Origin of the sequence: Kosakonia pseudosacchari, from assembly GCF_900184035.1 — a bacterium.
Taxonomy (GTDB): Bacteria; Pseudomonadota; Gammaproteobacteria; order Enterobacterales; family Enterobacteriaceae; genus Kosakonia; species Kosakonia pseudosacchari.
In genome coordinates this window covers 88,720-110,685 of the sequence record NZ_FXWP01000027.1, presented here as the reverse complement: position 1 = coordinate 110,685, position 21,966 = coordinate 88,720, and the positions used below count along the sequence as shown (strand labels likewise).

23 protein-coding genes are annotated in these 21,966 nt (G+C 54.6%); 11 read left to right on the top strand and 12 right to left on the bottom strand.

The genetic code is table 11. The features are described 5' to 3' along the window. Positions 1 to 870, top strand: a complete 870-nt coding sequence (locus BN2591_RS23105) for a MurR/RpiR family transcriptional regulator (protein WP_017456940.1) — start codon at positions 1 to 3, stop codon at positions 868 to 870. Between the two features lie 126 nt (positions 871 to 996). After that, a complete protein-coding gene (gene pyk, locus BN2591_RS23100) occupies positions 997 to 2,439 on the top strand; it encodes a pyruvate kinase (RefSeq protein ID WP_017456939.1) in 1,443 nt (480 codons plus the stop codon). A 50-nt stretch (positions 2,440 to 2,489) separates the two neighbouring features. On the opposite strand, the gene lpxM is transcribed toward pyk, so the two are convergent. From lpxM to znuA, 3 genes are all read right to left on the bottom strand, one after another. Then, positions 2,490 to 3,461, bottom strand: a complete 972-nt coding sequence (gene lpxM, locus BN2591_RS23095; protein WP_086874067.1) for a lauroyl-Kdo(2)-lipid IV(A) myristoyltransferase — start codon at positions 3,459 to 3,461, stop codon at positions 2,490 to 2,492. Between the two features lie 129 nt (positions 3,462 to 3,590). After that, entirely contained in the window at positions 3,591 to 4,919 is a 1,329-nt protein-coding gene (mepM, locus tag BN2591_RS23090) for a murein DD-endopeptidase MepM (protein ID WP_086874066.1), read from the bottom strand. Positions 4,920 to 4,934: 15 nt separating this feature from the next. Continuing rightward, entirely contained in the window at positions 4,935 to 5,879 is a 945-nt protein-coding gene (gene znuA / locus BN2591_RS23085) for a zinc ABC transporter substrate-binding protein ZnuA (protein ID WP_086874248.1), read from the bottom strand. 78 nt (positions 5,880 to 5,957) lie between these two features. Here znuA and znuC point away from each other — a divergent pair, with 78 nt between their 5' ends. Beyond that, the gene (gene znuC / locus BN2591_RS23080) at positions 5,958 to 6,713 is read left to right on the top strand and encodes a zinc ABC transporter ATP-binding protein ZnuC (protein ID WP_086874065.1); all 756 of its coding nucleotides are present in this window, start codon (positions 5,958 to 5,960) and stop codon (positions 6,711 to 6,713) included. Next, positions 6,710 to 7,495 (top strand): zinc ABC transporter permease subunit ZnuB, encoded by a 786-nt coding sequence (znuB, locus tag BN2591_RS23075; protein ID WP_086874064.1) that lies wholly within the window; start codon positions 6,710 to 6,712, stop codon positions 7,493 to 7,495. Before znuC ends, znuB begins: the two co-directional genes overlap by 4 nt. Before the next feature lie 39 nt (positions 7,496 to 7,534). Here the strand turns inward: znuB and ruvB are convergent, their stop codons facing one another. The 3 genes from ruvB to BN2591_RS23060 form a co-directional block, all read right to left on the bottom strand. Then, a complete protein-coding gene (ruvB, locus tag BN2591_RS23070; RefSeq protein ID WP_086874063.1) occupies positions 7,535 to 8,545 on the bottom strand; it encodes a Holliday junction branch migration DNA helicase RuvB in 1,011 nt (336 codons plus the stop codon). Between the two features lie 8 nt (positions 8,546 to 8,553). Then, entirely contained in the window at positions 8,554 to 9,165 is a 612-nt protein-coding gene (ruvA, locus tag BN2591_RS23065) for a Holliday junction branch migration protein RuvA (protein WP_086874062.1), read from the bottom strand. 98 nt (positions 9,166 to 9,263) lie between these two features. Continuing rightward, positions 9,264 to 10,145 (bottom strand): SDR family oxidoreductase, encoded by an 882-nt coding sequence (locus BN2591_RS23060; protein WP_086874061.1) that lies wholly within the window; start codon positions 10,143 to 10,145, stop codon positions 9,264 to 9,266. A 95-nt stretch (positions 10,146 to 10,240) separates the two neighbouring features. On the opposite strand from BN2591_RS23060, the gene BN2591_RS23055 reads away from it, so the two are divergent. Next, the gene (locus tag BN2591_RS23055; RefSeq protein ID WP_086874060.1) at positions 10,241 to 11,059 is read left to right on the top strand and encodes a helix-turn-helix transcriptional regulator; all 819 of its coding nucleotides are present in this window, start codon (positions 10,241 to 10,243) and stop codon (positions 11,057 to 11,059) included. Between the two features lie 26 nt (positions 11,060 to 11,085). Here the strand turns inward: BN2591_RS23055 and ruvC are convergent, their stop codons facing one another. The 4 genes from ruvC to aspS form a co-directional block, all read right to left on the bottom strand. Next, positions 11,086 to 11,607: a crossover junction endodeoxyribonuclease RuvC gene (gene ruvC / locus BN2591_RS23050; protein ID WP_086874059.1), complete on the bottom strand. Its 522-nt coding sequence runs from the start codon at positions 11,605 to 11,607 to the stop codon at positions 11,086 to 11,088. 37 nt (positions 11,608 to 11,644) lie between these two features. After that, positions 11,645 to 12,385 (bottom strand): YebC/PmpR family DNA-binding transcriptional regulator, encoded by a 741-nt coding sequence (locus BN2591_RS23045; protein ID WP_007371580.1) that lies wholly within the window; start codon positions 12,383 to 12,385, stop codon positions 11,645 to 11,647. Between the two features lie 145 nt (positions 12,386 to 12,530). Beyond that, positions 12,531 to 12,974, bottom strand: a complete 444-nt coding sequence (gene nudB / locus BN2591_RS23040) for a dihydroneopterin triphosphate diphosphatase (RefSeq protein WP_020454127.1) — start codon at positions 12,972 to 12,974, stop codon at positions 12,531 to 12,533. A gap of 1 nt (position 12,975) precedes the next feature. Continuing rightward, positions 12,976 to 14,754 carry an aspartate--tRNA ligase gene (aspS, locus tag BN2591_RS23035; protein ID WP_086874058.1) on the bottom strand — a complete coding sequence of 593 codons (1,779 nt, stop codon included), beginning with the start codon at positions 14,752 to 14,754 and terminating at the stop codon, positions 12,976 to 12,978. 266 nt (positions 14,755 to 15,020) lie between these two features. On the opposite strand from aspS, the gene BN2591_RS23030 reads away from it, so the two are divergent. Genes BN2591_RS23030 through cmoB form a run of 5 tightly spaced genes read left to right on the top strand, consistent with a single transcriptional unit; the run spans position 15,021 to position 18,598 of the window. Further along, the gene (locus BN2591_RS23030; RefSeq protein WP_065368184.1) at positions 15,021 to 15,587 is read left to right on the top strand and encodes a hydrolase; all 567 of its coding nucleotides are present in this window, start codon (positions 15,021 to 15,023) and stop codon (positions 15,585 to 15,587) included. Continuing rightward, positions 15,584 to 16,402, top strand: coding sequence for a DUF72 domain-containing protein (locus tag BN2591_RS23025; protein ID WP_086874057.1), 819 nt, complete (start codon positions 15,584 to 15,586; stop codon positions 16,400 to 16,402). Before BN2591_RS23030 ends, BN2591_RS23025 begins: the two co-directional genes overlap by 4 nt. A gap of 52 nt (positions 16,403 to 16,454) precedes the next feature. Further along, positions 16,455 to 16,850 (top strand): MAPEG family protein, encoded by a 396-nt coding sequence (locus BN2591_RS23020; protein WP_017456923.1) that lies wholly within the window; start codon positions 16,455 to 16,457, stop codon positions 16,848 to 16,850. A gap of 39 nt (positions 16,851 to 16,889) precedes the next feature. Next, positions 16,890 to 17,630 carry a carboxy-S-adenosyl-L-methionine synthase CmoA gene (gene cmoA, locus BN2591_RS23015; RefSeq protein ID WP_086874056.1) on the top strand — a complete coding sequence of 247 codons (741 nt, stop codon included), beginning with the start codon at positions 16,890 to 16,892 and terminating at the stop codon, positions 17,628 to 17,630. Beyond that, positions 17,627 to 18,598 carry a tRNA 5-methoxyuridine(34)/uridine 5-oxyacetic acid(34) synthase CmoB gene (gene cmoB, locus BN2591_RS23010; protein ID WP_086874055.1) on the top strand — a complete coding sequence of 324 codons (972 nt, stop codon included), beginning with the start codon at positions 17,627 to 17,629 and terminating at the stop codon, positions 18,596 to 18,598. The genes cmoA and cmoB overlap by 4 nt, the downstream gene beginning before the upstream one ends. 117 nt (positions 18,599 to 18,715) lie before the next feature. Here cmoB and cutC read toward each other — a convergent pair whose 3' ends face one another. Beyond that, entirely contained in the window at positions 18,716 to 19,459 is a 744-nt protein-coding gene (cutC, locus tag BN2591_RS23005; protein ID WP_086874054.1) for a copper homeostasis protein CutC, read from the bottom strand. Between the two features lie 56 nt (positions 19,460 to 19,515). Then, on the bottom strand, positions 19,516 to 20,076 hold the full coding sequence (locus BN2591_RS23000) for a VOC family protein (protein WP_086874053.1): 561 nt from the start codon (positions 20,074 to 20,076) through the stop codon (positions 19,516 to 19,518). Positions 20,077 to 20,222: 146 nt separating this feature from the next. On the opposite strand from BN2591_RS23000, the gene argS reads away from it, so the two are divergent. Then, positions 20,223 to 21,956 carry an arginine--tRNA ligase gene (gene argS, locus BN2591_RS22995; protein WP_086874052.1) on the top strand — a complete coding sequence of 578 codons (1,734 nt, stop codon included), beginning with the start codon at positions 20,223 to 20,225 and terminating at the stop codon, positions 21,954 to 21,956. The last annotated feature ends 10 nt before the right edge of the window (positions 21,957 to 21,966 follow it).

Below are 21,966 nucleotides of genomic sequence, written 5' to 3'. Positions count from 1 at the left end.
ATGAATATGCTGGAAAAAATCCAGTCACGGCTGGAACACCTTAGCAAATCCGAGCGTAAAGTGGCGGAGGTGATCCTCGCCGCGCCGGACCAGGCCATCCATTCAAGCATTGCGGCCCTTGCGCAAGAAGCGGATGTCAGCGAACCCACAGTGAACCGTTTCTGCCGCAGCCTTGATACCCGGGGTTTCCCCGATTTCAAACTGCATCTGGCGCAAAGCCTCGCCAATGGCACGCCCTATGTTAATCGAAATGTTGATGAAGATGACAGTGTTGAAGCCTATACCGGCAAAATCTTCGAATCCGCAATGGCGAGTCTCGATCATGTGCGCCAGTCACTGGATATGGCGGCGGTAAATCGCGCCGTAGATTTACTGACGCAGGCAAAAAAAATTGCCTTCTTTGGCCTTGGTTCATCTGCCGCCGTTGCGCACGATGCCATGAACAAATTTTTCCGCTTCAACGTACCGGTGGTCTACTCCGACGACATTGTGCTGCAACGCATGAGTTGTATGAATTGTAGCGACGATGACGTGGTTGTGTTGATTTCACATACCGGAAGAACCAAGAATTTAGTGGAACTTGCGCAACTGGCGCGTGAAAACGATGCCATGGTGATAGCCCTTACGTCTGCAGGCACGCCGCTGGCGCGTGAGGCAACACTTGCTATCACTCTGGATGTTCCGGAAGATACAGATATTTATATGCCAATGGTTTCTCGTCTTGCGCAACTCACGGTCATTGATGTGCTGGCAACAGGCTTCACATTGCGTCGGGGAGCAAAATTCAGGGATAACTTGAAGCGAGTCAAAGAAGCACTGAAAGAATCGCGCTTTGATAAAGAGCTGCTTATCAAAAGCGATAACCACTAATAGTAAATATAAAAGCGGTAACCTCTTACGCTGTCCGATCTGACGCATCGCCCTTCACAGCAGGGCGCTAAGTGACCGGATTTATGTTCACGCAACACCAAGTTGTTTCAGTCAACGGAGTATTACATGTCCAGAAGGCTTCGCAGAACCAAAATCGTAACCACCTTAGGCCCGGCCACTGACCGCGATAACAACCTTGAGAAGGTGATCGCGGCAGGTGCTAACGTGGTACGTATGAACTTCTCACACGGAACACCTGAAGATCATAAATTACGTGCGGATAAAGTGCGTGAGATTGCGGCAAAACTGGGACGTCATGTTGCTATCCTTGGCGATTTACAAGGGCCAAAAATTCGTGTTTCCACTTTTAAGGAAGGCAAAGTTTTCCTCAACATCGGCGATAAATTCCTGCTTGATGCCAACCTCGGTAAAGGTGAAGGCGACAAAGAAAAAGTGGGCATCGATTATAAAGGTTTGCCTGCCGATGTCGTTCCGGGCGATATCCTGCTGCTCGATGATGGTCGTGTCCAGCTGAAAGTGCTGGAAGTTCAAGGCATGAAAGTGTTTACCGAAGTGACCGTCGGCGGCCCGCTATCGAACAATAAAGGCATCAACAAGCTGGGCGGCGGCCTCTCTGCTGAAGCGCTGACAGAAAAAGACAAAGCGGATATCGTAACAGCCGCATTGATCGGCGTTGACTACCTGGCCGTCTCCTTCCCGCGCTGCGGAGAAGATCTTAACTATGCTCGCCGTCTGGCGCGCGATGCCGGTTGTGATGCCAAAATCGTGGCAAAAGTCGAGCGTGCAGAAGCGGTATGCAATCAGGATGCGATGGATGACGTGATCCTTGCCTCCGACGTGGTCATGGTTGCACGCGGCGATCTCGGGGTTGAAATCGGTGACCCGGAACTGGTTGGTATCCAGAAAGCGCTGATCCGCCGTGCGCGCCAGCTTAACCGTGCGGTGATCACCGCGACACAGATGATGGAATCGATGATCACCAACCCGATGCCAACCCGCGCGGAAGTGATGGACGTTGCCAACGCCGTGTTAGATGGTACCGATGCGGTCATGCTCTCTGCCGAAACTGCAGCAGGCCAGTATCCGTCCGAAACCGTTGCGGCAATGGCTCGTGTATGTCTGGGCGCTGAGAAAATTCCAAGCATCAACGTTTCCAAACACCGCCTGGATATTCAATTCGATAACGTGGAAGAAGCGATTGCCATGTCGGCCATGTATGCGGCAAACCACCTGAAAGGTGTAACCGCTATCATTTCGATGACGGAATCGGGCCGCACCGCGCTGATGACCTCACGCATCAGTTCGGGGTTACCGATTTTCGCCCTCTCTCGTCATGAACGTACCCTCAACCTGACAGCCCTGTATCGCGGCGTCACCCCGGTCTATTTCGACAGCGTAAATGACGGTGTGACAGCAGCTCACGACGCAGTAAACCTGCTGCGCGATAAAGGCTATTTGCTGTCCGGGGATCTGGTTATCGTGACTCAGGGTGACGTGATGAGCACCATCGGCACCACGAACACCACGCGAATTCTGACCGTTGAATAAACGGTTATAGAAAGCAAAAAGGCCTCTCAATGAGAGGCCTTTTTTATGGGCTATTTTTTCGCAAACAAATCTTTGCGCCTGTAAGGCTCGATCTCACCCGGTTTTCGCGTTTTCAGCAATTTGAGGATCCAGGTATATTGCTCAGGATGCGGAGCGACAAACTTTTCAACTTCTTCGTTCATACGACGGGCAATCGTGTTGTCATCGGCAGTGAGCAGGTCGTCCATCGGCGGACGCACCTGAATAATCAGACGGTGTGTTTTCGCGTCATAAACCGGGAACAGCGGCACCACGCGCGCGCGGCACACTTTCATCAAACGGCCAATAGCAGGCAATGTCGCTTTATAGGTTGCAAAGAAATCAACAAATTCGCTGTGCTCCGCACCGTGATCCTGGTCCGGGAGATAGTACCCCCAGTAGCCCTGGCGAACCGACTGGATAAAGGGTTTGATCCCATCATTACGCGCATGTAAACGCCCGCCAAAACGACGTCGAACGGTGTTCCAGACATAATCGAACACTTTGTTGCCCTGGTTATGAAACATCGCCGCCATTTTTTGGCCTTGCGATGCCATTAACATCGCCGGGATATCTACGCCCCAACCGTGCGGGACAAGGAAAATCACCTTCTCTTCGTTGCGGTGCATTTCATCAATAATTTCACGCCCCTGCCATTCCACACGCGACAGAATCTTTTCCGGGCCACGCAGCGCCAATTCCGCCATCAGAACCATGGCTTGCGGCGCAGTGGCAAACATCTCGTCAATAATGGCCTCTCTTTCCGCATCGCTCTTTTCAGGGAAGCAGTAGTAGAGGTTGATCTGCGCACGGCGACGCGCGCTTTTGCCGAACTTTCCGGCCAGGCGGCCAAGTTTGCCGAGTAGAGGATCACGCACCGACGGCGGGATCAATGCAACGCCCGCAAAAGCCAGCACTCCCAGCCACGCGCCCCAGTAACGCGGATGGCGAAATTCGTTTTCAAACTCAGGAATGTATTCAGCGGTATTTTTTTTCGTTTCCATGCATCTTCCGCAGGCGAGAATCAGTTCACATAAAGTAATGAGATAGTGTAGCGAGGTGCCATCCATCGCACAAAAGAAAAAGCCGATGCGGTTGAGGCATCGGCTTCAGACGCACATTTGTTAAACGAATCAGTCGACTTTTAACTGAGGTAAAACCTCTTTAACCTGTGCCAGATAATCTTTGCGATCCGACCCGCTTAATCCTTCAGTTCTAGGCAGTTTCGCCGTTAACGGGTTAACAGCTTGCTGGTTGATCCACACTTCATAGTGCAGGTGCGGCCCGGTAGAACGCCCGGTATTCCCGGAGAGCGCAATACGATCGCCACGTTTCACTTTCTGCCCTGGTTTTACCAACAGCTTGCGCAGGTGCATATAGCGCGTGGTGTAGGTGCGGCCATGGCGGATAGCGACATAGTTACCTGCCGCTCCGCTGCGTTTCGCCACGACGACTTCACCATCCCCTACCGCGAGCACAGGCGTGCCCTGTGGCAATGCGAAATCAACGCCTTTATGCGGCGCAACGCGACCGGTCACCGGGTTCAGACGACGGGGGTCAAAATTCGAAGAGACGCGGAACTGCTTGGATGTCGGGAAACGCAAAAACCCTTTTGCCAGGCCGGTACCATTACGATCGTAAAATTTGCCGTCTTCCGCGCGGAACGCATAATAATCTTTGCCATCGGAACGCAGACGCACACCAAGCAACTGGCTTTGCTCTTGCTTGCCTTCCAGCATTTCGCGGGACATGAGCACCGAGAATTCATCGCCTTTTTTCAGCTTGCGGAAATCCATCTGCCACTGCATGGCTTTAATCACCGCGCTGATTTCACCGCTGGTTAACCCGGCATCGCGCGCGCTGGAAACAAAACTCCCACCGACCGTCCCTTTCATCACCGAGTTTACCCAATCGCCCTGCTGCGTTTCGCTACTCATTTTGAAGCCGCCATCAATGCGGTCATAAGTGCGTGTCTCGCGGCGGGACATCTCCCAGGTCAATCTCTGCAAATCGCCATCTGCGGTCAGCGTCCAGGAGATCTGTTGGCCGATTTTCAGGTTACGCAGTTCTTTATCCGCAGCGGCAAGCTGGCTGATATCACCCATATCAATGCCGTACTGGTTAAGAATGCTGCTTAGCGTATCGCCCGTGGATACGACATATTCATGTACGCCAGCTTCACTGGATGTTTTCTCATCGAGTTCATCCTGCGGAATAGCGTCAACGTCATCATCCGACGCAGTCTGGTCGATAGGTTCGCTGGCCTCCGGCAGCAAAGAGCGAATTTCGCTCTTCGGCAGCTCGATAGCTTTCACAATGGGTGTAACGGATTCGGGGTGGTAAACATACGGACGCCAAACGGCGACCGTGAGAGTGAGAACTGTAAGCGACCCCAGCATAACGCGGTGGGGTCGGGGCAGATTATTAAATGCCAGGGCGACAGAGCGGGCTATCTGTTGCACGTATTCACTTCCTCGTTATTCTCCTTTCAGGCAGCTCGCATACTGATGTGAAAGTTGGGCAAGGAACTGCGGATAGCTCTCTTTGCCTAACTTGATGCCGATACCGAGCGGATCCAACGTTCCCATTCGAACGGATGTCCCTCTGGCAACAGCTTCTACGACCGCTGGCCTGAACTGTGGCTCAGCAAAAACGCAGGTTGCTTTTTGCTCAACCAACTGTGTTCTGATTTCATGTAAACGCTGCGCACCAGGCTGAATTTCGGGGTTGACGGTGAAGTGACCCAGCGGAGTCAGTCCGTAGTGTTTTTCAAAGTAGCCGTAGGCGTCATGAAAAACGAAATACCCTTTCCCTTTCAGCGGTGCCAGCTCGTTACCGACCTGCTTATCGGACTGGGCTAATGATGCCTCAAATGCTTGCAGGTTGGCGTCCAGCTTGGCTCGACTTTGCGGCATAACTTCCACTAATTTATCGTGGATTGCAACTGCCGACAGCCGCGCAATCTCTGGTGAGAGCCACAGATGCATGTTGTACTCACCGTGATGGTGATGCTCGTCACTTTTTTCGTCCTGATGATGCCCATCATCATGGTCGTGCTCATCCTCATCTGACCCTTTCATGAGCAGCGTTTTCACGCCATCCAATTCCGCCATTGTCACTAATTTTTTTGCCGGGATTTGCTGCGCGGAACGCACCATAAAGGCTTCCATTTCGGGCCCGACCCAAAATACTAAGTCCGCGTTCTGTAAGCGTTTTACATCAGACGGGCGCAGGGAATAATCGTGCTCTGATGCACCGTCCGGCAGTAATACTTCCGTTGACGTTACCCCATCGGCTATTGCTGACGCGATAAACCCCAGCGGCTTTAATGACGTTACAACGGCGGCGTTAGCAGTTTGTGCTGCGCCACCGAGAAGCGCAGCGGATAACGCTGCGCAAAGAAGCGTATTTTTATGTAACATAATGCGACTATTAATCGTAATGAATAAGTGGAGTGTGATATTATAACATTCGACAACTTGTGCAACCCCATAAATGCTATGACGAATCTTGTAACGCTCGAAAATATCACCGTCACTTTCGGTCAACGTCGCGTCCTGTCTGATATTTCGCTGAATTTACGTGCCGGTAAAATTTTAACCTTGCTGGGCCCTAATGGCGCGGGCAAATCAACGCTGGTGCGCGTTGTGCTTGGGCTGGTAGCACCCGACTCCGGGTTAATCAAGCGTGACAAAACGCTGCGCATCGGATATGTGCCGCAGAAGTTACATCTTGATGCGACTCTGCCACTCACCGTTGGCCGCTTTATGCGCCTGCGACCAGACACCCGTAAAGACGATATTATTCCGGCCCTGAAACGTGTGCAGGCCGCACACCTGGTCGATGCGCCAATGCAAAAACTTTCTGGTGGTGAAACCCAGCGCGTATTGCTCGCGCGAGCGCTGCTCAATCGCCCGCAATTGCTGGTTCTTGATGAGCCAACCCAGGGTGTTGATGTAAATGGCCAGGTGGCGCTGTACAACCTGATTGACCAGTTGCGCAAAGAGCTGGATTGCGCTGTGTTGATGGTTTCTCACGATCTGCACCTGGTTATGGCAAAGACAGATGAAGTGCTCTGCCTGAACCACCATATTTGCTGTTCTGGCACGCCGGAAGTGGTTTCAATGCACCCGGAATTCATCTCCATGTTCGGCCAGCGTGGCGCAGAACAGTTGGGAATTTATCGCCACAATCACAACCACCGCCACGATTTACAGGGCCGCATTGTGCTGCGCCAGGGTAATGGACACTCATGATTGAATTGTTACTGCCCGGCTGGCTTGCCGGGGTTATGCTCGCCTGTGCGGCGGGTCCGCTGGGTTCATTTGTTGTCTGGCGGAGAATGTCATATTTCGGCGATACGCTCGCGCATGCTTCTCTGTTGGGTGTCGCTTTCGGTTTGTTGCTGAACATTAATCCATTTTATGCAGTGATCGCGGTTACGCTGTTACTGGCCGCCGGGCTGGTATGGCTGGAAAAACGGCCGCATTTGGCCATTGATACCCTGCTGGGGATCATGGCGCACAGCGCACTCTCACTTGGCCTGGTTGTTGTTAGCCTGATGTCGAATATTCGTGTCGATTTAATGGCCTATCTGTTCGGGGATTTGCTGGCAGTAACGCCTGGCGACCTGGTGGCGATCGCCCTGGGCGTTCTCGTGGTACTGGGGATTCTGTTCTGGCAATGGCGCAACCTGCTGTCGATGACCATCAGCCCCGAGCTGGCATTTGTCGATGGCGTGAAGCTGCAACGCGTGAAGCTGCTGCTGATGCTGGTCACCGCATTAACGATTGGCGTTGCCATGAAATTCGTCGGAGCACTGATCATCACCTCCCTGTTGATTATCCCTGCCGCGACAGCGCGGCGCTTCGCACGTACGCCGGAACAAATGGCGGGTATTGCAGTCGGTATAGGGATGATCGCCGTCACCGGCGGACTGACATTTTCAGCCTTTTATGACACGCCCGCAGGTCCATCCGTGGTGTTGTGCGCGGCGCTGCTGTTTATCTTCAGCATGATGAAGAAACCCGCCAGCTAAAGCGAAAGGCCGGAAGCAAATGCTCTCCGGCCTTTAATGTTATGGCATTTGCGGCGGCGTAATACCGAAGTGGTTCCACGCTCTGACTGTTGCCATCCGACCACGCGGCGTACGCTGCAAAAAGCCCTGCTGGATGAGATACGGCTCCAGCACATCCTCAATCGTTTCACGCTCTTCGCCAATGGCTGCCGCCAGGTTATCCAGCCCGACCGGGCCACCGAAGAACTTGTCGATAACGGCTAATAGCAGTTTACGATCCATATAGTCGAACCCTTCGGCATCGACATTCAGCATGTCGAGCGCCTGGGCCGCGATATCAGCGGTAATGTCGCCATTGTGTTTCACTTCGGCGAAATCGCGCACACGGCGCAACAGACGATTCGCAATACGCGGCGTTCCACGCGAGCGTCGCGCCACTTCCAGCGCCCCCTCATCGCTCATCTCCAGCCCCATATAGCGCGCGCTGCGCCCCACAATATGCTGTAAATCCGCGACCTGATAGAACTCAAGACGCTGCACAATACCGAAACGATCGCGCAACGGCGACGTAAGCGAACCCGCGCGCGTTGTCGCGCCTATCAGGGTAAACGGCGGTAAGTCGATTTTTATCGAACGTGCCGCAGGCCCTTCACCAATCATGATATCCAGCTGGTAATCTTCCATTGCCGGATAAAGCACCTCTTCGACAACCGGCGAGAGGCGGTGGATTTCATCGATAAACAGCACATCATGCGGCTCGAGGTTAGTGAGCATCGCGGCAAGATCGCCCGCTTTTTCCAGCACTGGCCCTGAGGTTGTGCGCAGATTGACTCCCATCTCGTTTGCCACGATATTCGCCAGCGTCGTTTTACCTAAGCCTGGCGGGCCGAAGATAAGCAGATGGTCCAGCGCGTCACCGCGCAGCTTTGCCGCCTGGATAAAGATCTCCATTTGCGAGCGCACCTGCGGCTGACCGATATACTCGTCGAGCATTTTCGGACGAATAGCGCGGTCCGCGACTTCCTCTATATTGATGCTGGCGGGCGTGACCAGACGGTCTGCTTCAATCATCCTCTACCTCACAACGCCGCGCGCAGCGCTTCGCGGATCAGGGTTTCACTGTTGGCGTCCGGACGCGCAAGCTTACTTACCATCCGGCTGGCTTCCTGAGGTTTATAGCCCAACGCCACCAGCGCAGCAACGGCTTCTTGCTCTGCATCATCCGTCGCCGGGCTCGCCGGAGAGGCCAGCACCAAATCGGCTGCCGGGGTGAAGAGATCGCCGTGCAGACCTTTAAAGCGATCTTTCATCTCGACAATCAAACGCTCGGCAGTTTTCTTCCCTATTCCTGGCAATTTGACCAGTGCAGCAGGATCTTCGCGTTCGACGGCGTTAACGAACTGCTGCGCCGACATGCCGGACAAAATCGCCAGCGCCAGTTTTGGCCCAACGCCATTGGTTTTGATGAGTTCACGGAACAGTGTCCGTTCCTGCTTGTTATTAAAGCCGTACAACAGCTGAGCATCTTCGCGTACTACAAACTGTGTAAAAACAACCGCTTCTTTTCCGGCGTCCGGGAGTTCATAAAAGCAGGTCATCGGCATATGGACTTCATACCCCACGCCCCCGACTTCCAGCAGAACCAACGGGGGTTGTTTTTCTACAATGATGCCTCTGAGTCTGCCTATCACATGACGCTCCTGCGTTAACGGCCGAAAGTGTAATGCCGTATGATAAAAAAAGGCTGGATAGATATCCAGCCGAATATACAGGAAAACGCGAGCGCGGTTCAGGAATTCGCGTAATAGGCCGCATCCGCAAGATCGGTGAGCAAATCGCGTTGCGCAGGGTGCCAGTCTAAAACGTCGCGGGTTCGCTCGCTGGACGCCGACATTTCCGCTGCGGCAAAGGTGGCAAACCAGCCAAAATGGTCGGCACTGCGTGATTCAGCGGGTAAACCCAGCATGTTGCCAATGGCGATAGCAATCTCCCGCATCGCGATCCCCTCCTCAGCTACCGCATGGTATACCGTTTCCGTGACGCCACTTTCCAGCACCAGCCGGTAGAGCGTCGCCGCATCAGAACGATGCACCGCCGCCCAGCGATTGTTGCCCTCGCCCGGCCAGGCGGATACACCGGTTTTCTTCGCCAGCGCGATCAAAATCGGGATAAAACCGTGATCACCTACGCCATGAACGGTGGGTGCCAGACGCACACTGGCGGCCCGGACACCTTTTTCGGCCAGCGCCAGTGCGGCCAGTTCGGAACGGCGCAGGTAATCCGGCGCGCTGACAGGTTTATCTTGTTCAGTTGCTGGTCGCCCCTGAACCAGTCTTGCCAGCCCTGACGTCACCAGTAACGGGCGTTCGCTGCCGAGTAGCGCCTCCCCCATCACTTCAATGGCGCGCCTGTCCTGTTCGCAATTTTCCGCAAAACGTGAAAAGTCATGATTAAAGGCGGTATGGATCACTGCATCCGCACGCGACGCTGCGTCAAACAAGACGGAATGATCATCCAGCGTTCCGGAAACCACCTGTCCTCCGGCGGCCAGCAGCGCCTGTGCTTTATCCGCATTTCTTGCCAGGCCGCTCACCTGGTGCCCGGCAGCAATCAACTCTGCCGCCACTTTTGCGCCGACCCAACCGGTCGCGCCCGTTAAAAAAACATGCATGCGTGTGCCTCCTGATGTTGACTCGCGCCGTTATCCTTATAAATATCCATCAAGGTGAAAAGTAGTGAGTTTATCGGGGTATAAGGACTAACAGGATGCAGAGCGTTACTCAGCCTAAAGATCTGGGCAGTTATCTCAAATCGCGCCGCGCGCAACTTGACCCCGTGGCGCTGGGTTTTCACACCGCGCGGCGGCGTACGCCGGGGCTGCGCCGTGAAGAGGTGGCGCATCTGGCCTGTATCAGCGCGACCTGGTACACCTGGCTTGAGCAAGGGCGTGGCGGTACGCCGTCAGCCGAAGTGCTGGAACGTATTTGCCAGGCACTACGCCTTTCACAGCCTGAACGTGAACATGTTTTTCATCTGGCGTTAGGCCGTGCTCCGGGTATGTATTACCAGGCGAGAGGGACGGTGACGGAGAGGCTGCAAAAGGTGCTGGACTGTATGCACCTGAGCCCGGCGATGATCCGCAATGCGACCTGGGATGTGCTCGCCTGGAACAAAGCCGCCACGGTGGTGTTATCCGATTACCCGAATCAGCCTGCGCACGAGCGCAATATTCTGCGGCGCATCTTTCTTAATCCGCAGGCGCGCGCCGCGCAGACCGACTGGCACGCGCTCGCCCGCTTTCTGGTCGCTGCTTTTCGCGCAGACGCCACCCGTGCCGGAGCGTCCATTGAAATTCGCCCGCTGGTTGAAGAACTAAGCGCGGCTTCATCTGAGTTTGCCGAACTGTGGCGCAGCAATGATATTGACATGATGGGAGAAGGCACAAAAATCCTGCTTCATCGCGAAGCAGGCCGCTTATCGCTGGAGTTTTCGAGTTTCTCGGTGGAGGGACAACCGGACCTGACGATGGTGGTCTATAACCCGTCAACGCAGGAAGACGCGGATAAAATCCGCTCACTGCTATAAAAAAAGCGCCGGTAAACCGGCGCTTTTTAGCGTAATCGTCCGCGAGCCAGATTGAGCCTTGTGCTGCTCACCTGCAACGCATTCTGGCTGACATGGCAATGCGTGATGGCGATAGCCAGCGCATCTGCCGCATCCGCCTGCGGGTTAGCGGGTAGTTTCAGCAGCGTTCGCACCATGTGTTGCACCTGGCTTTTTTCCGCACTGCCAATCCCTACCACCGTCTGTTTTATCTGCCGTGCGGCGTATTCAAACACCGGTAAATCCTGATTCACAGCAGCGACAATCGCCACACCGCGCGCTTGCCCCAGCTTGAGTGCCGAATCGGCGTTTTTCGCCATAAACACCTGTTCGATAGCGAAAAAATCCGGCTGGAACTGGGTGATAATCTCCGTCACGCCTGCATAAATCAACTTCAGACGCGACGGTAAATCATCCACTTTGGTACGGATACAACCGCTGCCCAGATAGGTCAATTGCCGTCCCGTCTGGCGGATCACGCCGTAACCGGTGACGCGCGAACCCGGATCGATACCGAGAATAATCGCCATTATGCGTCTCCGGTTACATGCGTATCAATCAGCGACATTAGAGTGTCGCCGCAACCTCATCAGAGATCTCACCGTTGTGATAAACCTCCTGCACGTCGTCGCAATCTTCCAGCATATCGATCAGACGCAGCAGTTTCGGCGCGGTTTCCGCGTCCATGTCGGCTTTGGTTGACGGGATCATGGAGACTTCAGCGTTGTCCGCTTTCAGGCCCGCAGCTTCCAGTGCATCACGCACTGCGCCCATCTCTTCCCACGCGGTATAAACGTCGATTGCGCCATCGTCAAACGTCACCACGTCTTCAGCACCAGCTTCAAGTGCTGCTTCCATAATGGTGTCTTCGTCACCAGCTTCGAAGGAGATCACCCCTTTTTTGCTGAACAGATAAGCGACAGAACCGTCAGTACCGAGGTTGCCACCGCATTTGCTGAAAGCATGACGCACTTCCGCCACGGTACGGTTGCGGTTGTCACTCAGACACTCCACCATCACCGCCGTGCCGCCAGGACCATAGCCTTCATAAATGATGGTTTCCATGTTCGCGTCATCATCACCACCCACACCACGTGCGATAGCACGGTTTAAAGTGTCGCGGGTCATGTTGTTAGACAGCGCTTTATCAACCGCCGCACGCAGGCGCGGGTTAGAACCGATATCACCGCCGCCCAGACGAGCAGCCGTTACCAGTTCACGGATGATTTTGGTAAAGATCTTACCGCGTTTAGCATCCTGTGCCGCTTTGCGGTGTTTGGTGTTGGCCCATTTACTATGACCTGCCATAAAAAACTCTCCAATAAAGCCTTTTCCCGGCGGCTTTCAGCCCTCTGGCTCATTGGCTGCTCCCGATCGTACCCCTTGCTTACCGCAGTAAGCACCTGGCGACGCCGGGGTTGCCACTTTCCTGAGAACTGAAATTTCAGGGAAATTAGTCGGCGTTAATAACAAATTCTTCAATCGCCTGCCGGTTGCTCCATGACTTGGTTAATGCCGCCGCTGCCGGGGCATCAAGCCAGCGGTACGCCAGATGTTCACTAAAAACAATCTGGCGTTCATGGGGCAGCGCAAGACAAAACCAGGATTCGGTATTGTGCGTAACGCCCGGCGCATAGCGATGACGTAAATGACTAAATATTTCAAACTCCACCGTGCGCTGACAGTCGACTAAGGTCAGTTGCTCGCAAGCAATATCGATGTCGACCTCTTCCTTTACTTCACGCATGGCGGCTTGCGACGCAACTTCTCCTGCTTCGAGACTGCCGGTCACCGACTGCCAGAAATCAGGATCGTCGCGTCGCTGCAACATCAGCACCCGTTTCGTGTCCTCGGCGTAAATCACCACCAGCACAGAAACAGGGTGCTTAAAGGCCATCTTATTTATTCTCCGGCGTCTCTTTTTTGACGACAGAAATACCCAACTCAGCCAGCGACGCCGGGTTGGCGAAACTTGGCGCTTCCGTCAGCAGACAGGCCGCAGCCGTGGTTTTCGGGAACGCAATCACGTCACGGATGTTATCGGTGCCGGTCAGCAGCATGGTCAGACGATCCAGACCAAATGCCAGGCCCGCGTGCGGCGGCGTACCGTACTTCAGCGCATCCAGCAGGAAGCCGAACTTCTCACGCTGTTCCTGCTCATTGATACCCAGAATGCCGAACACTGTCTGCTGCATTTCGCCGTTATGGATACGCACCGAACCGCCACCCACTTCATAGCCGTTAATCACCATATCGTAGGCGTTAGCCACAGCGTCTTCCGGCGCCGCCTTCAGCTCAGCCGCGGTCATATCTTTCGGCGAAGTGAACGGATGGTGCATCGCGGTCAGACCGCCTTCGCCGTCATCTTCAAACATCGGGAAGTCGATCACCCACAGCGGCGCCCATTTGGCTTCGTCGGTCAGATTCAGGTCTTTACCGAGTTTCAGACGCAGCGCACCCAGCGCATCGGCAACCACTTTTTTGTGGTCTGCGCCGAAGAAAATCATGTCGCCATCTTGTGCGCCAGTGCGCTCAAGGATCGCACCAACAATTTCAGCGTTCAGGAATTTGGCGACCGGGCTGGTGATCCCCTCCAGTCCTTTTGCCGCTTCGTTGACCTTAATATAAGCAAGGCCTTTCGCCCCGTAGATTTCGATAAACTTGCCGTAGTCGTCAATCTGTTTACGGCTAAGTTGTGCGCCACCTGGCACACGCAGCGCAGCAACGCGACCTTTCGGATCATTTGCCGGGCCGGAGAAGACTTTAAACTCAACCGCTTTCAGCAAGTCAGCAACGTCGACCAGCTCCATTGGGTTACGCAAATCGGGTTTATCGGAACCGTAACGGCGCTCGGCTTCGGCGAAAGTCATAATCGGGAAGTCGCCCAGATCCACACCACGAATTTCCTGCCACAGTTCGCGGACCATCGCTTCCATCACTTCACGCACCTGCGGCGCGGTCATAAAGGAGGTTTCCACATCGATCTGGGTGAATTCCGGCTGGCGGTCAGCACGCAGGTCTTCGTCACGGAAACATTTGACGATCTGGTAGTAGCGGTCGAAGCCGGACATCATCAGCAACTGTTTGAACAGCTGCGGAGATTGCGGCAGCGCGTAAAATTTGCCTTTATGCACGCGCGAAGGCACGAGATAGTCACGCGCGCCTTCCGGCGTCGCTTTGGTCAGCATCGGGGTTTCAATATCGAGGAAACCGTGGTCATCCATAAAGCGACGCACAAAGCTGGTGATTTTGGCGCGGGTTTTCAGGCGCTGAGCCATTTCCGGGCGGCGCAGATCGAGGTAGCGATATTTCAGACGCGCTTCTTCGGTATTAACGTGGTTGGAGTCCAGCGGCAGCACGTCAGAACGGTTGATAATATTCAGCTCGGTGGCGAACACTTCCACTTCACCGGTTGCCATATCTTTGTTGACGTTTTTGCCATCGCGCGCACGTACGGTACCGGTTACCTGAATGCAGAACTCATTACGCAGTTCAGAGGCGAGCTGGAACGCATCCTGACGGTCCGGGTCGAAAAACACCTGCACGATGCCTTCACGATCGCGCATATCAATAAAGATAAGGCTACCGAGGTCACGACGACGGTTGACCCACCCACAAAGCGTTACTTGCTGTCCCACATGGGACTGATTGAGCTGCCCGCAATATACTGTACGCATGAGATATCCCTTAATTAGCTGCGCGCGACCCGCCGCCTGCGAGGCAGGCACTCTGGTGGCAGCTATTTTCGTATGTCACAACTGGATGAAAAAAGGGGGCTATTATACTGGAAATTCTGACTGACGATAAGCCCGCGGCCGACTGTACGCGCGTTTGCTGCGCGCTTATTGCGCATTCTCACAAAATTTAACAAAATTTGTAAACCGTCCGCAGCTACATAACGCGTAAGGTATCCGCCGACGTCATTCATTTTTCAGGAGTTATTATGCTGGAACTCAATGCTGAGAAAACCGCACTGGTAGTGATCGATTTACAGGAAGGCATTTTACCTTTCGCCGGTGGCCCGCACACAGCGCAGGACGTGGTTCAACGCGCTGCAAAACTTGCGGAGAAATTTCGTGCCAACGGTTCGCCGGTAGTATTCGTGCGCGTTGGCTGGTCAGAGGGTTTCGCCGAAGCGCTGAAACAGCCGGTTGACGCGGCAACAGGCGGTCATACCCTGCCAGAAAACTGGTGGGTTTATCCGCAGGCACTGGGTAAAAAAGCGAGCGATATTGAAGTGACCAAACGCCAGTGGGGCGCGTTCTACGGTACCGATCTTGAGTTACAACTGCGCCGCCGCGGCATTGACACCATTGTGCTGTGCGGCATTTCCACCAATATCGGCGTGGAATCCACCGCGCGCAACGCCTGGGAATTGGGTTTTTCGCTGGTGATTGCAGAAGATGCTTGCAGCGCTGGCAGCAACGAGCAACATCAGGGTAGCCTGAAATATATCTTCCCGCGCATTAGCCGTGTTCGCAGCACGGACGAGATCCTCAGCGCGTTATGATGTATGTCGGCCTGCCGCAATGGTCGCACCCCAAATGGGGGCGCCTTGGCATTACCAGCCTCGAAGAGTACGCCCGTCACTTTAATTGCGTCGAAGGCAACACCACGCTTTACGCACTGCCAAAAGCTGAGATCGTGGCGCGCTGGCGCGAACAAACCACCGATGATTTCCGCTTCTGCTTTAAATTCCCCGCCACCATTTCGCATCAGGCGGCGCTGCGTAACTGCCGCGATCTGACAGACGAGTTTTTTCAACGAATGTCGCCGCTTGCCAACCGGATAGGCCAGTACTGGTTACAGCTTCCGGCAACCTTTGGCCCGCGCGATCTCCCCGCGTTGTGGGCATTTCTGGACGCGCTGCCTGTAGGTTTCACCTATGGCGTTGAAGTGCGCCACCCAACGTTTTTCGCTAAAGGCGAAGAGGAAAAAGTGCTCAATCAGGGCTTACATGCACGCGGCGTGAACCGGGTGATCCTTGATAGCCGACCGGTGCATAGCGCCATTCCCCACAATGAAGCGATCATCGAAGCGCAGCGCAAAAAACCGAAAGTCCCGGTGCATGCGCTGATTACCGCCAGCCATCCGATGGTGCGTTTTATCGGTAGCGACAATATGGAACAAAATCGCCAGCTGTTTGCCGTATGGCTGCAAAAACTCCCGGTGTGGGAACAGACCACCACGCCGTATTTGTTTTTGCACACGCCGGATATCGCCCAGGCACCAGAACTGGTGGAAACCCTGTGGCAGGGTTTGCAGACCGCCATCCCGAGCGTTGGCGACGCCCCTTCTCTTCCGCTGCAATCTTCTCTTTTCTGAACGAACCACCTATCATTGTTAAGCGGTCACCAGAGCCTTAAAGGGAGTTAATATGGTTAGCGCGCTTTACGCCGTGCTGGGTGCATTGTTACTCATAAAATTTTCTTTTGACGTTATTCGCCTGCGCACGCAATACCGTGTTAGCTACGGCGACGGCGGGTTCAGCGAGCTGCAAAGTGCGATACGCATTCACGGCAATGCGGTCGAGTACATTCCCGTCGCCCTTATTTTGCTGCTTTTTATGGAGATGGACGGTGCACAAACGTGGTTAGTGCATGTTTGTGGGCTGCTGCTGATCGCCGGTCGCCTGATGCATTATTACGGCTTTCACCACCGTCTGATCCGCTGGCGTCGTTCCGGTATGGGCGCAACCTTTTGTTCCCTGCTGCTGATGGTGCTGGCAAATCTGTGGTACATGCCCTGGGAGTTGGTTTTCTCCCTGCATTAGCGCACAATACGCCCCTTTGTTTTCCCGGATATTTACACTATGTCTCACCGCGACACGCTTTTTTCTGCGCCTATCGCCAGCCTGGGCGACTGGACTTTTGACGAACGGGTAGCCGAAGTCTTCCCGGACATGATCCAGCGTTCCGTACCGGGTTACTCCAATATTATCTCGATGATCGGCATGCTGGCGGAGCGCTTTGTCCAGCCTGCCACGCAGGTCTACGATCTCGGCTGCTCACTGGGCGCGGCAACGCTCTCGGTGCGTCGCAACATTCACCACGCTGATTGCAAAATTATCGCCGTCGACAACTCGCCAGCCATGGTGGAACGCTGCCGTCGTCATATCGATGCCTATAAAGCGCCAACGCCCGTTGAAGTGATTGAAGGCGATATTCGCGATATTCACATTGAAAACGCCTCGATGGTGGTGCTCAACTTCACCTTGCAATTTCTGGAACCAGACGACCGCCTGAAACTACTGCAGAAGGTTTACCAGGGGCTCAATCCTGGCGGCGCGTTAGTGTTGTCGGAAAAATTCAGTTTTGAAGACCAGACCGTCGGCGAACTGCTGTTCAATATGCACCACGATTTTAAACGTGCTAACGGCTACAGCGAACTGGAGATCAGCCAGAAACGCAGCATGCTGGAAAATGTGATGCTGACGGATTCTGTTGAAGCGCATAAAGCGCGGCTGCGCAGCGCGGGTTTTGAACACAGTGAACTGTGGTTCCAGTGCTTTAATTTTGGTTCGCTGGTGGCACTGAAGGCGGTCGAAGCATGATTGAGTTTGGCCGTTTTTATCAGCAAATTGCCACCGGTACGCTCGCGCACTGGCTGGAAACCTTACCCGCACAAATCTCCGCCTGGCAGCGTGAAGCACTGCACGGGCAGTTTAAGCAATGGAACAACGCGGTGGAGTTTCTGCCGACCATCACGCCTGCAAAGCTGGATCTGCTGCACAGCGTCAGCGCGCAGAGCGCCGAACCGCTCAGCGCCGGTCAACTCAAAGGTATGGAAACGCTGCTGCGTAATCTGATGCCGTGGCGCAAAGGGCCGTTTTCTCTGTATGGCATTGATATCGATACCGAGTGGCGTTCCGACTGGAAATGGGAGCGCGTCCTGCCGCACCTTTCCGATCTGAAAGGCCGCACAATTTTAGATGTCGGCTGCGGCAGCGGTTACCACCTGTGGCGCATGGTCGGCGCGGGTGCGCAGCTTGCCGTTGGTATCGATCCGACGCAGTTGTTTTTATGCCAGTTTGAAGCCGTGCGTAAATTGTTGGGCGACGATCGTCGCGCGCATCTCTTGCCGCTTGGCATTGAACAGCTTCCGGCGCTGAACGCCTTCGATACCGTGTTTTCCATGGGCGTGCTCTATCACCGCCGTTCACCGCTTGAGCATCTGTGGCAGTTGAAAGATCAACTGGTGAAAGAGGGCGAGCTGGTACTGGAAACGCTGGTGGTGGACGGCGATGAAAATACCGTGCTGGTGCCCGGTGACCGCTACGCGCAAATGCGTAACGTCTACTTTATCCCTTCTGCGCTGGCGCTGAAGAACTGGCTGGAGAAGTGCGGTTTTGTCGATGTACGCATTGCGGATACCAGCGTTACCAGCACCAAAGAGCAACGCCGCACGTCGTGGATGGTCACAGAATCACTGGCCGATTTTCTTAATCCGGCGGATAACAGTAAAACCGTTGAAGGTTACCCGGCGCCAGTTCGCGCGGTGCTGATAGCCCGGAAACCCTGAGTCGCTGCCCCCAGCCTGACGAGGGGGTTTCTACAGACAAAAAAAGGCCCCTGTTAATGGCAGGGGCCTGGTACAAGCAAGCATCATATTGGGCGACATGATGCGCGGTAAAAACTGTTACGGGCGATGGTGCAAAATCATCTCTTTCATCACCGCCACCGCATCGCCATCCACACCGTAGCGGGCATATTCATCCGCACTGGCATCTGACGACATCGATAATCCTGGATTGCGATAGCGCATCGGCGACGCTGTCCAGCGGCCTGCCGAGCTATGCACCTCTTTGATACCCGCATGGAGAAAGGTTTCAAGATTATCCGGACGCACCCCTGCGCCGGCCATAATGATTGGAACACCAGACCGGGCATTTAGTTCCGTGATTAATGAAAGTCCTTTTGCTGCCGACGGCTGCTGACCGGATGTGAGAATACGTGCGATGCCTAATTCCGCTAAATTATCAAACACCTGAAGTGGGTTGGCACACATATCGAACGCGCGATGAAAAGTTACCGCCATCCCCTGTGCGGCCTGCATAATTTCCCGCATGCGCACAATATCGACATCGCCCTCTTCCGTCAGCACGCCGGTGACCAGCCCGGGGAAACCCAGATCACGGAGCATCGCAATATCGCTCAGCATGGAGGCAAACTCATCGCCCCGGTAGCAAAAATCCCCACCGCGCGGGCGCACGATCGGGTGTACGGGAATGGTCACCGCCTGGCGAATCGCTTTTAACGCGCCAAAGGAAGGGGTTAATCCGCCCTCTTTCGGCGCGGCGCAAAATTCTATGCGATCGGCACCACGTTGCTCAGCAAGCACCGCGTCATCGACACCATAACAACAGATTTCCAGTAAGGTCATTTCATCTCCCTCGGTTCAGCATGACTTGTTTTCACAAGCGCTGTCGCCCGCTCGCTTCACTGCTCGCTCGCGACAATCTCTTCGATGGTCCACGGATGAAACTTCACAGTGACTTTGCCATCCGTCACCGCAAGCGTGGGATTAGGCAGCCGTTCACGTTCGCCTTTTGGTGAACTGGTTTTCACCGAAATACCCGGCTGGCTTAAACCCTCATCAGCCAGCAGTGCCAGCGCACGCGCATTGAGCGTGGCGATATCGCCCGGCAGTACGATTTCAACATGCTCCCACCCTTCGTGCGGGTAGCGCTTTTCACCCGGCCATGGCAACTCAATCACCGTAAACTGCCAGTGGGCAACGCACACCGGCTCGCGCAGTTTGAACAGACAAATTGGCCGACCATTAATGATGTTTTCCGACAGCAGTGCGCCGCATTGCTCAAAGCCACGCCGCCAGCGTTCCGCCGTGGTGTTCTGGTGACAGCGCAACGAGATGTGATCGGCATTTAAAGGTGCAATATCCAGCCCCAGACGGGTAGTTAAATTTTGCAAATCTTGGGTAAACCGTGGCAAATCTTCCACGATATCCTGCAACTCTTCGATGGTTTGCCAGGTACGCATAACAGTGCTCGCAAGTCATAACAAAGCGCATAATCTACCGTGTTATGCAGTGCTGACGCCACCGGGCATTTGCAGTATACTCCCGCCTTTATTAAACACCCGGACGCCGCCTCAGCTACGCGGTGTCCTAAAAGTAAGGTATCCCGGTGAATATTCAGGCTCTTCTCTCAGAAAAAGTCAGTCAGGCCATGATTGCAGCAGGCGCGCCAGCCGATTGTGAAGCGCAGGTTCGTCAATCAGCAAAAATTCAGTTTGGCGACTATCAGGCTAACGGCGTGATGGCAGTGGCGAAAAAACTGGGCATGGCGCCGCGACAACTGGCCGAGCAGGTTCTGTCTCACCTTTCTCTCGATGGGATTGCCAACAAAGTTGAAATTGCCGGTCCTGGCTTTATCAATATTTTCCTCGCGCCTGAGTTTCTCGCCTCGCAGGTGGATGCCGCGCTGAAATCCGATCGCCTCGGCGTGACAAAACCGCAGCCGCAAACGGTGGTTATCGATTACTCGGCGCCGAACGTGGCAAAAGAGATGCATGTCGGCCACCTGCGCTCCACCATCATTGGCGATGCGTCGGTCCGTACGCTGGAGTTCCTCGGCCATAACGTTATTCGCGCTAACCACGTCGGCGACTGGGGCACCCAGTTCGGCATGCTGATTGCCTATCTTGAGCTGCAACAGCAAGAGAACGCCGGTGAAATGGCGCTGGCCGATCTCGAAGGTTTTTACCGCGAAGCCAAAAAACATTACGACGAAGACGCGGCGTTCGCTGAACGCGCGCGCGGTTATGTAGTGAAGCTGCAAGGCGGCGATGAATATTGCCGTGAGATGTGGCGCAAGCTGGTCGATATCACCATGAGCCAGAACCAGAAAACCTACGAACGCCTGAACGTGACACTGACCCGCAAAGATGTCATGGGCGAAAGCCTGTATAACCCGATGTTGCCGGGCATTGTTGCGGATCTGAAAGCCAAAGGTCTGGCAGTCGAGAGCGAAGGCGCGACCGTGGTGTTCCTGGACGAGTACAAAAACAAAGAAGGCGAGCCGATGGGCGTTATCATCCAGAAAAAGGATGGCGGCTACCTCTACACCACTACGGACATCGCCTGCGCGAAATACCGTTATGAAACGCTGCATGCCGATCGCGTGCTCTACTACATCGATTCCCGTCAGCATCAACACCTGATGCAGGCCTGGACCATCGTTCGTAAAGCCGGTTATGTGCCGGATTCTGTACCGCTGGAACACCACATGTTCGGCATGATGCTCGGGAAAGACGGCAAGCCGTTCAAAACCCGCGCGGGCGGTACGGTGAAACTTTCCGATCTGCTGGATGAAGCGCTGGAGCGCGCCCGTCGTCTGGTGGCAGAAAAGAACCCGGATATGCCTGCTGACGAGCTGGAAAAACTGGCCAACGCCGTGGGTATTGGCGCGGTGAAATATGCGGATCTGTCGAAAAACCGCACCACCGATTACGTTTTCGACTGGGACAACATGCTGGCCTTTGAAGGTAACACCGCGCCGTACATGCAGTACGCTTACACCCGCGTGCTCTCCGTATTCCGCAAAGCGGGCATTGAAGAGAACGTGCTGGAAAACGCACCTGTGGTGATTGGCGAAGAGCGTGAATCCCAGCTGGCAGCGCGCCTGTTGCAGTTCGAAGAAACCCTCTCCGTCGTGGCGCGTGAAGGTACGCCGCACGTGATGTGCGCCTATCTGTACGATCTGGCGGGCCTGTTCTCCGGCTTCTACGAGCACTGCCCGATCCTCAGCGCCGAGAGCGATGAGACCCGCTTGAGCCGTCTGAAACTGGCTCTGTTGACGGCAAAAACGCTGAAACTCGGTCTGGATACGCTGGGTATCGAAACCGTTGAGCGTATGTAATCGCACTGTT